Genomic DNA, 16,764 nt, shown 5'->3' with positions numbered 1-16,764 from the left:
GACACCTTGAGCACCTGCGTCTCGACGCCCGCCGCGCCAAGCTCGGCGAGCACCGCGGCGAGCGCGTCGCTGCGCCCGGCGATCACCGTGTTCTGCGGGCCGTTGGTGGCCGCCACCGAGAGAACCACCTCGTGTCCGCGCAGCGCCTCGCGCACGCGTGCCTCTTCGGCAAACACCGCTGCCATGCCGCCGTCGCGCGGCAGCGCGCTCATCAGCCTGCCACGGGCAGCGATCAGGCGCAGCGCGTCGTCGAGCCCGAACACGCCGGCGACGCAGGCAGCGACGAGTTCACCGACGCTGTGGCCCATCACCGACGTCGGTTCGACGCCCCAGTGTCTCCACAGGCGGCTGAGCGCGTACTCGACCGCGAACAGCGCGGGCTGGGTGAAGGCGGTGTCGTCCAGCGCTGCGGCCGCGGCGTCGTCGACGCCGAACACCACCTCCAGGAGCGGGCGCGGCAGTTCACCGTCGAGCACGCGGGCGCAATCGTCGAGCGCCGCGCGGAAGGCCGGCTCGGACTCGTAGAGGCCGCGTGCCATGCCCGGGTGCTGTGCGCCCTGGCCGGTGAAGAGGAAGACGATCTCCGGCGCGCCGCCAGCGCTGCGGCCGCGTGCCGCGGCCGCCGGCGTCTCGCCGCCGGCCAGCGTGGCGAGCTTGTCGCGGGCATCGGCGATGTCGGCGGCCACGAAGGCGCAACGCTCGACGAGGTGCGAGCGGCCCAGGGCCAGCGTGGCGGCGACACGATCCAGCGACGGCGCCTGCGCCGCGCCGAGCGCCTCCGACAACCGCCCGGCCAGCGCAGCCAGCGCCGCCGGGGTCTGTGCCGATAGCAGCAGCGGCTGTGCGCCGGGCTGCTCGGGCACGGAGGCGGCGGCCGGCGCCTCCTCGAGGATCACGTGGGCGTTGGTGCCGCTGAAGCCGAACGAGCTGATGCCGGCGCGGCGCGGCGTGGTCCCGCTGTCCCACGGCGTGGGCTGCGTGGGGACGCGCACGGCCGAACCCGCCCAGTCGATCAATGGATTCGGGTTGCGAAGGTGCAGGTGCGGCGGCACGGTGCGGTGCTGCAGCGCCAGCACGGTCTTGATGACACCGGCAATGCCGGCTGCCGCCTCGAGGTGGCCGATGTTGGTCTTCACCGATCCGACCAGCAGCGGCGCCTCGGCCGGCCGGTCGCCGTAGACGGCGTTCAGCGCCTTGATCTCGATCGGGTCGCCCAGTGGCGTGCCCGTGCCGTGCGCCTCGACATAGCTCACCTCGGCCGGCTTCAGCCCGGCGCTTGTCAGCGCGGCGCGGATCACCGCCTCCTGTGCCCGGCCGTTCGGCGCGGTCAGGCCGCTGCTGCGCCCGTCCTGGTTGAGCGCGGAACCGCGCACCACCGCAAGCACCCGATCGCCGTCGCGCTGGGCGTCGCTCAGGCGCTTGAGCACCAGCATGCCGCAGCCCTCGCCGCGCACGTAGCCGTCGGCCGAGGCATCGAAGGTCTTGCAGCGGCCGTCGAAGGACATCATGCGGGCGCGCGAGGTCAGCACCGAGCCGTCCGGCGTCAGTGTGAGGTTGACGCCACCGGCCAGCGCCAGGTCAGCCTCGCCGTTGCGCAGGCTCTGCAGTGCCCAGTGCATGGCCACCAGCGATGACGAGCAGGCGGTGTCGATGGCGACGTTCGGGCCGTGCAGGCCGAGCACGTACGACAGGCGCCCGGCGGCAACGCTGTGCGCCGTGCCCGAGGGCGTGTAGGCATCGCCGTTGCGCGAGCCGACGGCCTCGGCGAGCTGCATTGCATAGTCGTGGGTGGTGATGCCCACGTAGACCGCGGTGGCGCTGCCGGCGAGCGACGCGGGAGCGATCGCCGCGTGTTCGAGTGCCTCCCATGCCACCTCGAGCAGCAGGCGCTGCTGCGGATCCATGCTGACCGCCTCCCGCGGCGACACGCCGAAGAAGGCCGGATCGAAGCCGTCGACATCGCGCACGAAACTGCCCCAGCGCGTGTAGCTCTTGCCCGGCTTGTCGGGATCGGGGTCGTAGAACGCATCGACGTCCCAGCGCTCCGGCGGCACCTCGGTGACCGCATCGGTGCCGTTGCGAAGCAGTTCCCAGAAGGCCTCCGGCGTATCGGCGCCCTGCGGGAAGCGGCAGCCGATGCCGACGATGGCGATCGGCTCGCGCCGGCCGCGCTCGACGGCAGCGAGCTTGGCCTCGAGCTGGTCGATGGCGAGCAGGGCGCGCTTGAGCAGCGCGGCATGGTCGGGTTGGCGGGCGTCGCTCACGGTGTCTCCCCGTGGCCGAGCTTGTCGAGTCGGTTCATCAGTTGCAAGGCCAGTTCATCGGCATCGAGGCCGTCGAGGGTGTCGCTCGCCGGCGCCTCGGCAGGGGGTGGCGGGGGCGGGACGGCATCGAGCCCTGCCGCGGTGAACAGCTCGGCCAGCACCGTCCCGGCCAGGTGGTCGGCCAGCGCAGCCACCGAGGGATGGTCGAAGGTCACCGTGGCCGGCAAGGTCTGGCCGACGGCACGGCCGAGCAGGTTGCGCAGCTCGACCGCCATCAGCGAATCGAGGCCGAGCTGGCGCAGCGGAGCCTCGGCGTCAAGGTCCTCGACGCGTGCCAGACCGAGCACCTTGGCGCCAAGCCGGCGCACTTGCTCGCGCAGCACGTGGCGGCGGCGGTTCGGCACGGTCTGCGCGAGTCGCTCGGCCAGACCCGGTTCGGGTGCGGCGAGTGCCGCAGGCCCGGCGGCGGCAGTCGATGTCGCCGGCAGCGGCAACTCCGCGAACAGCGGCGGCTCGGTGCCGGCTTCGCGCGGACCGCGCAGGTGTGCCCAGTCGGTGGCGAGCACGGCCACTTGGGCGCGCGCAAAACGTCCGTCGACGGGGTCGCGGCGCATCAAGTGCTGCAGCGCGGCGAGCCCGTCGGCCGGCACGATCGGGTCGAGGAAGCCGGGCTGATCCAGATGACGGTCGGCGGCCGCGCCGATCTCCGCCCACGGTCCCCAGTTGATCGCCAGTGTCGGCAGACCGAGCGACTGTCGATACCAGGCCAGCGCATCCTCGAACGCGTTGGCCGCTGCGTGATTGGCCTGGCCGGGCGACCCGGCCACCGAGGCCCCCGAGGAGAACAGCACGAGGAAGTCGAGTTCCCCGGTCAGCCGGTGCAGGTTCCAGCTACCGAATACCTTGGCGGCCATCACTTTCGCGAAGCGTGGCCAGTCGAGCGAACTCAGCACGCCGTCGTCCAGCGCGCCGGCCGAGTGCACGACGCCGGCCAGCGGTGGCAGCGTAGCGCCGATCTGGCTCAGGACACGGCGCAGTTCGGCTTCGATGCCGACATCGCCCTGCAGTGCCAGCACGGTCACGTCGCGCGCGCGCAGGGCCTCGATCTCCTGGCTGGCCTGCGCGTCCGGCGGCCGCCGCCCCATCAAGGCAAGATGGCGGGCACCCTGGTCGACCAGCCAGCGCGCCACGCGCAGGCCCAGGCCGTGCAGGCCGCCCGTGACCAGGTAGCTGCGGTCCGCTGCGACGGACAGCGCCTCGGACGCAGCCCGCTCGCGCGACAGCGGCACGAGCCGGCGGCCCAGGCGGCGATTGCCGCGCAGGCTGATCTGGTCCTCGGCGTCGGGCTGTCGCAGCTGGGTGCGAAGCGTGAGGGCAGCGGTGCGGACATCGTCGCGGCGGTCGAGGTCGACACGCCGGCAGTGCAGTTCGGGATGCTCGATGGCGATCACATGGCCCATGCCCCACAGCGTTGCCTGGGCCGGGTCGGCGGGTTCGCCGGATTGCGCTGACTGGGCGCCGCGTGTCACCAGCCACAGCGGCGGCGGGGTTCCGCCCTGCGCGGCAAGTGCATGCACACACGCGAGTGTGTTGCCGACCAGGCGCTGCTGGCCGAGCGCCAGCGCGGCGACGTCCTGCCCGTCGTGCACTGCCGCGTCGAGTGCGCAGAGCGAGACCAGGCCGGCCAGCGGCTGGCCGTTCGCCTGCGCGGCCTTCAGCGCGGCGGCCGGCGGCATGCCGTCGGCGAGTTCGATCACGTCGTCGCCGTCGGCGCGCAGCGCCTCGGCCAGGGACTGCGCCACGCCGCTGCCATCGGGCACCACCAGCCAGCGCTGCGGCTGTCGCGCGGCAGCGCCGGCCTGCGCGACGAACACCGCTTGCTGCGACCACACCGGGTGGTCGTTGTCGCCGGGCAGCGCGCATGCCGAGTCGAAGCCGCGCTCGGCCATCAGGGCGAGCCAGCGCTCGCGCGCCATCAGCGCGTAGTCGCGCCGCGCCGTGTCGGTGTAGGCCCACCAGCCGTCGAGCAGGCCGACGGTGAGGTCGCCGAAGCGCTGCGGTGTGACACCCTCGAGCAGCACCAGCAGGCCGGCCGGGGCGAGCAGGCCGCGCACGTGGTCGAGCGTGCGCGCCAGATCGGGTGTCGCATGCAGAACGTTGGCTCCGACGATGATGTCGAACGCCGCGGCAGGCAGGCCCTGCGCGGCCGGATCGCTGCCGATGTCGAGCAGCGTGTAGCGCATGCCGGGCTGCGCCGCGAAGCGCTCGCGGGCGCGGTTGAGGAACAGCGGCGAGACGTCGGTGAAGGTGTATTCGATCGCCATGCCGGCCAGCACGGGCAGCAGGTAGGAGGTGGTGCTGCCGGTGCCGGCGCCGATCTCCAGCACGCGCAGCGGGCGACCGCGTGGCGCACGCGCCGCTGCGGCGCCGACCACCTGGCCGATCAGGCTGTTGTAGGCCTGTGCCGGGGGCGAGTCGCGGTACAGGCGCTCGGTGTCGGCCAGCGAGCCGCCGGGGAACAACAGCGCCAGAGGATCGACCTCGCCGCGCAGCACGCCGGCCAGCTCACGTGCGCAGCGCTGAGTCAGCGTCAGCTCGGCATCACCTTCGGGATGGTCCTGGGCGAGCGACTGGCCCATCGCCTCGGCGTCCGGCGCGGGCCCGCCGCGCAGCACGCCCCAGCGTTCGCCATCGCGCTGCAGCCAGCCGTCCTCGGCGAGGATCTGCAACAGGCGATCGAACAGTCGTGCATGCCGTGGCAACACGCCGAGCGCGGCGGCCTGCGTCGTGGCATCGACGTCCCTGCCGGGCTCCAGGCGCCAGCCCAGGGCCTGCAGCGCCCGCACGATGTAGGCACTGGCCAGGGCATCGAGCCGCGGCAGGAAGTCCGCGTAGTGGGCGAAGCCATGGCGTTCGCCCAGCGCGACCCGGTTCGGCTCGACGGCTTCGGCCAGTTCGGCGGGCGTCGGCCAGGCAGCGGCGGTGGGCACGTCGCGCCAGGCGATTTCATGCAGCATCGCGCGCACCTGCGGCGCCAGGCTGGCGGGCAGCACGGCGCCGGGGCGCGCTCGCTTGAAGTGCAGGCCCTCGAAGGCGACCAGGCAATGCCCTTCGTCGTCGAGAAGACGCAGTTCGGCGCGGAAGGTCTCGGGCGCGCTGACGCCGGCAGCGGCCTCCAGGCGCACCTGCGCCCAGGCCTGCTTGCCGACCGGCCGGTTCACCCGGATGCGGTCGACATGCATGAGCAGGAAGGCGTCGACGATGCCGTCACCCGCCGCCGGCAAGGCCGCGCCGACGGCATGGAAGGCGCTGTCGAGCAGCGCCGGGTGCCAGGGGACCCCGGGCGGAGCGGCGTCGAGTCCGGCGGGCAGGCGAAGTCGTGCCAGTGCTTCGCCTTCGCCGCGACGCAGCGTCTCGATGGCGCGGAAACGCGGCCCGAACTGCAGGCCCAGCCCGGCCAGCCAGTCGTCGTAGTACGCGGCCACGTCGACCGGATCGGGCAGACGTGCCGCCAACGCTTCCGGCCGGATGGGCGCCGGCGCGGCATCGGCCGCTGCACGGGCGAGGCGTGCGGTGGACAACGGCTGCCACTCGGCAGTCGCCTCGTCGCCCTCGAGCACCACCACGCGGAACGTCGCGCCGCGATCGTCGGGCTCGACCACGGCCTGCAGGCGCTGCGCAGCGGACTCGTCCAGCGGCAGCCCTCGCAGCACGGCGAGATCCTCGACCAGGCAGGCACCGGCGCCCACCGTGCGCCACGCCGCAGCGACGGCCATCGCCATGTACACCGGCGAAGGCATCAGCACGCGGCCCTGGATGCGATGGTCTGCCAGCCAGGGCTGGCGTTCGACGTGCCAGGAACTCTCGAACACACGTTGAGGGCCGAGCCCGTGACGCCATTCCATGCCCAGGAAGGCGTCGACGCCTTCCGGCTCCGGCCGGACGGCGGCCCGCGCCGGTGCTGCGGGCACCCAGTAACGCTCACGCTGGAAGGGGTAGCCTGGCCAATCGATGCGCTGGCGCCGGTAGGGGGCGTCGAAGGCAGCCCAGTCGACCGGCACGCCGCCAGCGTAGACCGCCGCCAGGCTTTCGAGCAGCGTCTGCCAGTCGTCACGCCCGCGGCGCAGCGAGGGCAACCAGCGCGCGCCATCGCCTTCAATGCACAGCCGGGCCATGGCGAGCAGCGTCGGATGAGGTCCGATCTCGATGAACAGTTCGCAGCCGCTGCGAGCCAGCGCCTGCACCGATTCGGCGAAGCGCACCGGTGCGGCCGCATGCTCACGCCAGTAGGCGGCAGTGGCGATGCGCGCATCGGCCCGTTGACCGCTCAGGTTCGAGATCAGGTCGAGGCGTGGCGGCGCCATGGGCGTGCGTGCCGCGATGGCCTCGAAATCGTCGAGCATCGGCGCCAGCAACGGCGAATGGAAGGCATGCGAGACCTTCAGCCGCGACACGGCGACTCCCTGTGCCTCCAGCTCGGCCAGCAGTGCATCGAGCGCCTCTGCCTGACCCGACACCACGGTGTTCTGCGGTCCGTTGACGGCTGCCACCGACAGCCTGGCTGCCCACGGCGCGAGTGCGGCACGTACGCGTGTCTCGTCGGCCATCACCGACGCCATCGCGCCGCCGCGGGGCAGGGCCCCCATCAGCCGGCCACGTTCGGCGACCAGTGCCAGCCCGTCCTCGAGCGTGAAGACACCGGCGATGCAGGCTGCGACCAGTTCGCCGACGCTGTGCCCGAGCATCGCGTGGGGATGCACGCCCCAGGACATCCACAGCCGCGCCAGCGCGTACTCGATCGCGAACAGCGCCGGCTGGGTGTAGCGGGTGTCGTCGATCGCCGCGTCACGGTCGTCGCTCGGGTACAGCACTTCCAGCAGAGGCCGAGGCAGCCGTTCGCGCAGCAGTTCGGCGCAGCGATCGAGCTCGGCACGGAACACCGGCTGGGTGTCATACAGCTGCCGCGCCATGCCGGCGTGCTGCGCGCCCTGGCCAGTGAACAGGAAGGCGACACGCGGCGCGCGCGTGGGCGCGGTGCCGGCCAGCAGTGCCTCGGCCGGGTCACCGGCCAGATGCTGGTCGAGCTGCAGGGCGGCCTGCGCGGGGGAGGCCGCGATCAGCGCCACACGGTGGGCGAAGTGCGAGCGGCCGGTGTTGGCGGTGTGGGCCGCATCGGCCAGGGACACGCCGGGCTCGATCAAGCGGTCACGGTAGCTGCGCGCCAGATCCGCCAGCGCCTGCTCGCTGCGCGCCGACAGGGTCAGCAACTGCAGCGGGCGACTGTCCGGCCGAGGGTCGGGTGACGCGGCGGGGGCCTCCTCGAGCAGCAGATGCACGTTGGTGCCGCTGAAACCGAACGAGCTGGCACCGCCGCGCCGCGGCGTGTCGGCCGGGCGCGGCCAGGCCGTGCGAGCGGACGGCACGCGCACCGCGAGCTCGTCCCAGGGAATGAACGGGTTGGGCGTGCGCAGGTGCAGCTGACCAGGGATCTCGCCGTGCTGCAGCGCTAGCGCCATCTTGACCAGTCCGGCCACGCCGGCGGCGGCCTCCAGGTGGCCGATGTTCGCCTTCGCGGAGCCGATCCACAAAGGGGCCTCGGGCGCCCGGCTGCCGCCGAGCACGCGCGCCAGCGCCTGGACCTCGATCGGGTCGCCCAGCGAGGTACCGGTGCCATGGGACTCGACGAATCCCACACTGCCCGGCTCGAAGTCGGCATCGGCCAGCGCGTCGCGAAGGACGGCTTCCTGCGCCGGGCCGTTGGGCGCGGTCAGGCCGTTGCTGCGGCCGTCCTGGTTCGACGCCGATCCGCGGATGACGGCGACGATGCGATCGCCGTCCGACTCGGCGTCGGCCAGCCGCTTCAGCACCAGCACGCCGCAGCCTTCGCCGCGCACGAAGCCGTCGGCGCGGGCGTCGAAGGCCTTGCAGCGGCCGTCCGGCGCCATCATGTGCGAGCGCGACAGGGCCACGGTGATGTCGGGCGTCAGGATCAGATTGACGCCGCCGGCCAGTGCCAGGTCACATTCGCCGCGGCGCAGGCTGTGCACGGCGTGGTGGATGGCCACCATCGACGAGGAACAGGCGGTGTCGATTGACACGCTGGGCCCGCGCAGGCCGAGCACGTAGGACAGGCGCCCCGAGGCGATGCTGTGTGCGATGCCCGAGGCCGTGTAGGCGTCGAAGGAGGCCGGCCCCTGCTCGCGCAGCAGCTGCCAGTAGTCGCCCGCCGACAGGCCGAGGTAGACCGCCCCGCGAGTGCCCTCGAGCGTGTCGGGCGCGATGCCGGCGTGTTCGAGCGCGCGCCACGCCACCTCAAGCAGCAGGCGCTGCTGCGGGTCCATGCTCTGCGCCTCGCGCGGCGAGATGCCGAAGAATCCGGCGTCGAAGCCGTCCACCGGACCGATGAAGCCCCCCCAGCGGGTCGACAGACGGCCGGCACGGTCGGGGTCGGGGTCGTACCAGCTGTCGATCGCAAAGCGCTCTGCCGGGACCTCGCTGATCGCGTCGATGCCGTCGCGCAGCAACCGCCAGTAGGCGTCGGGCGAGTCCGCGCCGCCAGGAAACCGGCAGCCGATGCCAACGATGGCCACCGGCTCGCGGCGGGCCTGCTCCAGTCGCTGCACACGCTCGTTCAGCTCGTCGGCGAGCAGCGCCAGTCGCTTGGGCGAGAAGTGGCTGATCCGGGACAGAAAGTCCGACATCTATGGTCTCCGCAACTTCTTCGCGAAGAGCTGTTCGATCTCCTCGTCACTCAGTTCATCGATCGCGCCGACGGCGTCGGCCGCTGCAACGCCGGCGCTGTCGTCGGTGGGGGCGGCCCAGCCGAGCACATCCTGCGCGAGGTAGTCGGCCAGCGCCTGCAGGGTCGGATGGTCGAACACCAGCGTTGCCGGCAGGCTGCGCGAGAGCTCCAGGCCGGCGCCGAGCCGGTTGCGCAGGTCCACGGCCATCAGCGAGTCGAGCCCCAGCTCGTTGAGCGGCTGGCGCGGGTCGATGGCTTCGGCAGCCGTGGCGCCGATCACCTGCGCGACCTGTTCGCCGACGAAGCCGAGCAGCAGGTCACCACGCTGCGTCGGCGCAGCCGCGTCGAGCCGGCCGCGCCAGGCCGGCAGGCCCGCATCGGCCCGTTTCGCCGCAGGGGCGAGGCTGGCGGGCTCGCGCTCGCTGGCGCGCAGCGCGGACAGCAACGGCAGCGTCGCACCGGCGGCGAAGAACTCGTTCCAGCGGACCGGCAGCACCGCGAGATGCGCAGGCGCGTCGCTGCGCATCAGCATCTCCAGCCACTCCATGCCCTGCCGCGGCGAGATCGCGCCGATGCCACGTTCGCCGATGCGGGTGTCGACCTGGCGCTCGGCGGCCGCACCGACTTCGCTCCAGGCGCCCCAGCCGATGCTCAGGGCCGGCGCGCCGCCGACACGGCGCTGAGCCGCCAGCGCATCCATGAAGGCGTTGGCCGCCGCATGGTTGCCCTGGCCGCGCGAACCCAGCGTCGCCGCCACCGACGAGTACATCACGAAGAAGTCGAGCCGGCAGTGGCGCGTCACAACATGCAGTGCCCACGTGCCGTCGACCTTGGGGCCCAGCGGACGGACGAAACGTTCCCAGCGCTGCTGCACCAGCGCGCCATCGTCGAGGAGGCCGGCGGAGTGGACGATGCCGCGCAGCGGCGTACGCGGGTCGATCCGGGACAGCACACCTTGCACCGCGCCGGGCTCGGCGAGGTCGGTCTGGATGGTGCGAACCTCGGTCCCGGCGTCGCGCAGCGTGGCCAGCACCGTCTCGGCCTCTGCCGTCGGTGGCCGCCGACCGACCAGCACCAGGTGCCGGGCGCCGCGCTCTGCCAGCCGTTGCGCGGTCAGCAGGCCCAGGCCCGACAAGCCGCCGGTCACCAGGTAGGCCGCGGAAGGATCGAGGCTGTCGAGCGAGCACGGATGGGCGTCCGCGCGCGTCAGCACGACCTTGCCGACATGGCGTGCCATCGCCATGAAGCGGAACGCCTCGGCGGCCTGCTCCAGCGCGAAGGCGTGAAGCGGCAGCGGCCGGATCTCGCCCGTCGCGGCGCGGCGCATGACCTCGTCGAACAGGCCGGCGGTGCCCGCGGTGTCCTCGTGGCGCATGCGCGCCAGATCGATCGCGTGGTAACGGCCGTCCGGCCGCTCGGCGGCAAAGCGCTGCTGGCTCCAGATGTCGCGCTTGCCGATCTCCAGGAAGCGGCCGCGTGCGGCCAGGCAACGCACGCTGGCGCCGATGAACTCGCCGCTGAGCGAATTGAGCAGCACGTCGACACCGCCACCGGTGTGGGCCAGTACCTGGTCGGCGAAGTCCAGGCTGCGCGAGTCGAACACCGCTTCGGCGCCGAGCGACAGCAGCCGCTCGCGCTTGGCGGCGTTGCCGGCCGTGGCGAGCACACGTGCGCCGCAGGCTCGCGCCAGCTGGAGCGCGGCCATGCCGACACCGCCGGTGCCGGCGTGGATCAGCACGGTCTCGCCGCGCGACAGCCCGCCGAGCGAGAACAGCGCATGCAGCGCGGTCATGAAGGCGAAGGGCAGGGTGACCGCCTCGTCGAAGCCGATGCCCTCGGGCAGGCGCCGCGTCAGCGCGGCCGAAGCGGTCGCAAAGCTGGCGAAGCTGGCTTCGGCGAGCGCCACGACGTGATCACCGGGCGCCAGCGTGCTGACCCCTGGCCCGACGGCGACGACGCGACCCGCGCATTCGCCGCCCAGTGGCTCGGGATCCTCGCGCATGGCCACCGCGTTCATCACGTCGCGGAAGTTGAGCCCCGCGGCAGCGACGCGGATCTCGACTTCGCCCGGGCCGGGTGCGCGACGCTCGACGCTGCGCAAGTGCAGCCGGTCGAGCACGCCGTCGGCGTCCTTCTCGAGGCGGACCGGCGCGTCCTCGGCCTCGCGCACGACCAGCGGCTGCAGACGCGGCACTTGCCAGGCGCCGGCGCGGCGGGCGAACTGGTCTTCGTCGCCGTCGTCGCAGAGCCGCTCCCAGACTGCCGCTGCCTGCGTGGCCGCGGGGACGAGCGGATCGAGATCGACGCGCAGCGGTCGCAGCTCCGGGTGTTCGAGCGCGATCACTCGCGCCAGGCCGGTTGCCGCAGCCTGCTCGGCGCGCACCAGGGCCGACCCCGTTGCGGGTACGGCACCCTGGGTGACCAGCACCAGCCGCGGCGCCGCCGCGTCGAAGGCCGTGCGTCCCAGCCCCTGCACGACGGCCAGCAGGCTGCCCAGCACCGCCTGCTGGCCGGGCATCAGGGATTCCGGCATGTCGGTGGACGGCGCCGCGAGGTCGAGGGCGCCCAGGTGCACCACGCCGGCCAGGCCCGCAGCACATGCGGCCACGCGGTCGCGCAGTCCGTCGGCGTCGGCAGCAGCGCAGTCCAGCTGCTCGACGGTCTGCCCGCCGGCGGTGAGCGCTGCGGCGAGTGTCGACGCCAGGCCGGCGCCTTCGCCGAGCAGCAACCAGTGCCCGGGTGGCGCGGCCTGGACGACCGGGCGCCTGGCCGCCAGCAGCACCTCGCGCGAGCGTGCATCCTGCCCGCCGATCGCTGCGGACTCGAATCCCAGCGAGGTCAGCAGGGCCAGCCAGGCCGGTCTGTCGAGCAGCGGGTAGTCACGGCGCAGCGAGGCGTCTTCGAAGGCCCACCAGCCTTCGGTGAGGCCGAAGCTGAGGTCGATCCAGCGCTCCATGCCGGCGACCTCGAGCATCAACAGCGTGCCGCCCGGCGCCAGCAGGCCGCGCAGGCGGCCGAGTGTGTTGCGCAGGTCGCGTGTCGCATGGACCACGTTCGACGCGATGATCAGATCGAAGTGACGGCCGGCCAGCCCCTGGGAGGCCGGCTCCAGCTCGAGGTCCAGCGTCTGGAAGGTGATGAAGCCGTGACGGGCAAACCTGTCCCGCGCCCGCTGCACCAGCGAGGGCCCGACATCGGTGAACAGGTAGTTGCATCGGCCCGCATCGAGTGCCGGCGCCACCCAGGCCGTGGTGCCGCCGGTGCCGCCGCCGACCTCGAGGATGCGAAGGCGTCGGCCGGCGGGCAGTGTCGCTGCAGCGGCCAAGACGGCGTCGCGCACCAGCTGGTTCCAGGCGCGCGCCTCGGGCGCGTCGCGGTACAGCGATTCGGCGAGCTCGGACGAACCGTCGGGGAAGAGCAGCTGCAGCGGGTCCTCGCGGCCGGCCAGCACGCCGGCCAGCGCCGGGCCGCAGCGGCGCACGAACTCGATGCGCGTGGCCGAGGTCGGATGCGCCCTCTGCAATTCCTCCGCGTGCCGCGTCAGTGATGCGGGTTCCGGGGCGGCCAGCGCCCGTTCGACGCGCCAGGCGGCTCCGTCGCGTGCCAGCCAGCCGTCCTCCGCCAGGATGTCGAGCAGGCGGCCGAGCAGGCGCCGATAGCGCGGCAGTACGCCGAGCCGGTCGGCCAGCGCCGGCGCCAAGACCGTCTCGCCGACCCGCGGCTGCCAGCCCAGCGTCTTCAGTGCCGACGCGACCCACTGCCGGCACAACGGTTCCAGCGCAACGAAGGCACGGTCATAGTCGTCCATGCCGTGCTCGGCGAGCAGCGTTGCGAGCCGGCCGGCCAGTGCAGCGTCCAGCGCGGGCAGTGCGGGCAGCCAGTCGGCATGGTCCGGCACCCACGCGTCCCAGGCGATGCGATAGGCCGGCACGGGCGGCGTCGCCGCTGCGGCCGGGCGCAGCGCGATGCCCCGCATCTGCGCGAACAGTCCCTGTGCGTCGAACACGTCGAGCTCGGCGTGCAGCGTCTCGCTGCGCCCGCCGTCGACGACGCGGGCATGGCTCCACACCGGCGTCGACGGCTGGCGCATCACGCCGACATGCTCCACGGCCAGCGGCAGGTACGCACGGCCGCCCGGCGCCGCCGGCACGGCCGCGGCCAGCACCTGCAGGCAGGCGTCGAGCAAGGCGGGGTGCAGCTGGAAGTCGCCACGCCCGCTGATCGCCGGTGCCGGCAGCTCGATCTCGCCCAGTGCTTCACGCTGCCCCACCCAGAGGCGCCGCACGCCATGCAGGCTGGGCCCGAACTGCAGGCCACGTTCGGCCAGCAGCGCACGGTGCGCGGTGCCGCTGCGCTCGTCACGGCAGCGCTCGCGCGCGGCGCTCAGCGGCTCGGCAGCCCGAGCCGGCCCCGCCGGGCGCAGCCGGGCCTGTGCGTGACGCGTCCAGGCCGCGTCGGCGTCGGCCTGGGCGTCGCGCGACCACAGCGTGAACTCGGCACCTTCGCCCTCGCGCCGCACGATGCATTGCACGGTGCGGCTTTCGTCCTCGACGAAGGCCAGCGGTTCGAGCAGGGCCAGCGCGGCGATCTCGGCACGCTGGCGCAAGGTCGCGGCGCCAGCGCTCAGCGCCATCTCGATGGTGCCGGTGGCCGGCAGGATGGCGCGGCCCAGCACCCGGTGTTCATCGAGGAAGGGCAGGCTGTCCCTGCGCAGCAGCTGCTCGAACTGCAGCGTGTCGGGTTGGGCGCAGGGTCGGCGAACGCCCAGCAACGGGTGCCCGGTCCCGGCCGCTGCCGAAACCGCCGGGCGCGCCGAGAACCACAGCGGTTCGCGCTGGAAGGCGTACGCCGGCAGATCGAGCCTGCGGCAGGGCGTGGCCGACCAGACGGCCCGCCAGTCGATGGCGACGCCGGCAAGGAAAAGCGATGCCAGCGCATCGGCGAGCTGGCTTTCGTCGTCGCGACCCTTGCGCAGCGATGCGACCAGCTGCGGCCGCTGCGGCGCCGGCAGTTCTTCCAGGTTCGCCTGCGCGAACGCCAGCAGGGTCGGATGCGGGCCGATCTCGAGACAGACGTCCGGGCGCAGGCCGATCAGCGTGCGCATGCCGTCGGCGAAACGCACCGTCTCGCGCACATGGCGCCGCCAGTAGCGCGGCTGCACGATCTCGCGCGGGTCGGCGAGGTCGCCGCTGAGGTTGGAGACCAGGCGCAGTGTCGGTGGGGCGAGCGACAGGCCGGCGACGGTGGCCTCGAAGGCATCGAGCATCGGCGCCATGCGCGCCGAGTGGAATGCATGCGAGACCGGCAGCGGCTGGCAGCGCACGCCGCGCGACTCGAACCCGGCGCACAGTCGCGCGACGGCGTCGGCGTCTCCGGACACCACGGTCTGCAGCGGGCCGTTGTGCGCCGCCACCGAGAGCGCTGGCCCGGCGGCCTCGACCGCGGCCAGGACGTCGTCCGCAGCGGCGAAGACCGCGGCCATCGCTCCGCCCGCAGGCAGCGCCTGCATCTGCCGGCCACGCTCGGCGATCAGTGTCAGTGCATCCTCCAGCTGCAGAACGCCGGCCAGGCAGGCGGCGACCACCTCGCCGACCGAGTGGCCCATCAGCATGTCCGGCTGCACGCCCCAGCTGCGCCACAACGCGGCGAGCGCGTATTCGACGGCGAACAGTGCCGGCTGGGTGCAAGCGGTCTGGTCGAGGCTGGTGTCGCCCGGCGCGCCGCCGAACAGCAAGTCCCTCAGCGGTCGTGGTAGACGCGAGTCGAGTACGGCGGCGCAGCGGTCCAGCGCGGCGCGGAAGACCGGCTGGCTGCGGTCCAGCTGCGCGGCCATGCCGGCGTACTGCGCGCCCTGGCCGGTGAACAGGAAGGCGATGCGTGCCGGATCACGCCGCTGCACGCGCGAGCGTCGCAGCGCCGGCACCTCGCGCCCCTCGGCCAGTGCGAGCAGACCATCGCGCAGCGTGGCGAGATCGGCAGCGAGCACCACGGCACGCTGAGGGAGCTGCGCGCGCCCGGTGGCGGCGCTGAAGCACAGGTCGGCCAGCGCAGCGTCGGCCAGACCCGCGGTGGACGCGAGGTAGCGGCGAGCCATCTCGGCCAGTGCCGGCTCGTCGCGCGCGGACAGCACGAAGGCGCGTAACGGCCCGGGCGTGGCGACTGCGCTCGCCGGCGGATCCACGGACTCCTCGACAACGACGTGCGCGTTGGTGCCGCTGAAGCCGAACGAGCTGACGCCGGCGATGCGCCGGCCGCCGATGGGCTGCCAGGGCTGAGTCTCGGTCGGCACCTGCAGCGACAACTCGTCCCAGTCGATGTGAGGGCTCCGCTGGTGCAGATGCAGGTGCGCCGGCAGCGTCTGCTGGCGCAGCGACAGCACCAACTTGATCAGCCCGGTGACGCCAGCCGCGGCTTCGAGGTGGCCGATGTTGGTCTTCACGGAACCGACCAGCAAGGGCCGTCCGGGTTCGCGGTCGTTGCCGAACACCGCGCCGAGGGCCTGCAGCTCGAGCGGGTCGCCGAGCTGGGTGCCGGTGCCGTGCGCCTCGACATAACCGACCTCGCGCGGTGCGACGTCGGCGCGCGCCAGCGCCTCGCGGATCACCGCTTCCTGCGCCGGACCGTTGGGAGCAGTCATCCCGGAGCTGGGGCCGTCCTGGTTGAGCGCGCTGCCGCGGATGATGGCGAGCACGCGGTCGCCGTCGGCGCGGGCATCGGCCAGTTTCTTCAGCACCACCACGCCGCAGCCTTCGCCGCGCGCGAATCCGTCGGCGGCCGCGTCGAAGGTCTTGCAGCGGCCGTCGGGGGCGAGCATGCGGGCGCGCGACAGCGCGATGTAGAGGTCCGGCGAGAGGATCAGGTTGACGCCGCCGGCCAGCGCCATCGCACAGTCACCGGCCCGCAAGGCCTGGCAGGCCAGGTGCACCGCGACCAGAGACGACGAGCAGGCGGTGTCGATGGTCAACGCCGGACCCTGCAGGCCGAGAAGGTAGGACAGCCGTCCCGACGCGATGCTGTGCGCGATGCCGGAAGCGAAGTGGGCATCCAGCAATTCGCGGTCGCGACTCTCGAACTGCAGGTAGGCGTAGTCGCTGCCGGTCACGCCGAGGTACACGCCGGTGGGCGAGTGCTGCAGCCGGTCAGGCGGCTGGCCAGCGTGCTCGAGCGCCTCCCAGGCGACCTCGAGGAACAGCCGCTGCTGCGGGTCCATGCCCTGCGCCTCGCGGCGCGTGATGCCGAACAGGCCCGGGTCGAAGCCGCGAACGTCACCGAGAAATCCGCCGGCGCGCGTGGCGATGCGCCCCGGCACTTCCGGGTCGGGGTCGTGCAGCGCCTCGACGTCCCAGCGATCCGCCGGCAGCGGTCCGATCGCGTCGACGCCGTCGCGCATGAGCGCCCAGAAGCTGGCCGGCTCGTTGCCACCGCCGGGCACGCGGCAGCCCAGCCCGATGATCGCGATCGGCTCGCGCTGCGCGGCTTCGGCGGCTGCCAGTCGCGCGCGCGTCTCCTCCAGCGCAAGAAAGGCGCGCTTCAGTGGCGTCATGCTGCGCTCGGCATCCGGCGAGGCGTCTTTCACGGCATCGTTCAAGGCGGGTTGTCCAGGCGCTGGTCAAGGAGTCGGGCGATCTCTTCGTCGCTCAGGTCGGCAACGTCGGCGGCGCCCAGTGCCGGTGCCGCCGCTGTTCGTGCGGAGGCCGGTGGTGCCGGCGCGACGGCCTCGGGCGCGAGGCGCTCGAGCAGGTGTCGGGCGATGGCGTC

3 protein-coding genes are annotated in these 16,764 nt (G+C 72.9%); all 3 read right to left on the bottom strand.

Features of this window, described 5'->3' with window-relative positions; all coding sequences use genetic code 11:
• The coding region (locus tag AB7U92_RS06030; RefSeq protein WP_428575279.1) for a type I polyketide synthase at positions 1–2,264 on the bottom strand (2,264 nt) is incomplete at its 3' end.
• The gene (locus tag AB7U92_RS06025) at positions 2,261–8,965 is read right to left on the bottom strand and encodes a type I polyketide synthase (protein ID WP_428575278.1); all 6,705 of its coding nucleotides are present in this window, start codon (positions 8,963–8,965) and stop codon (positions 2,261–2,263) included. The genes AB7U92_RS06025 and AB7U92_RS06030, both read right to left, overlap by 4 nt.
• Entirely contained in the window at positions 8,966–16,594 is a 7,629-nt protein-coding gene (locus tag AB7U92_RS06020; protein ID WP_428575277.1) for an SDR family NAD(P)-dependent oxidoreductase, read from the bottom strand.
• Between the last annotated feature and the right edge of the window lie 170 nt (positions 16,595–16,764).

This window comes from Piscinibacter sp. (assembly GCF_050175855.1).
In the GTDB taxonomy this organism is placed as follows: domain Bacteria; phylum Pseudomonadota; class Gammaproteobacteria; order Burkholderiales; family Burkholderiaceae_C; genus Piscinibacter.
This window is presented reverse-complemented; position numbering and strand designations above follow the sequence as displayed.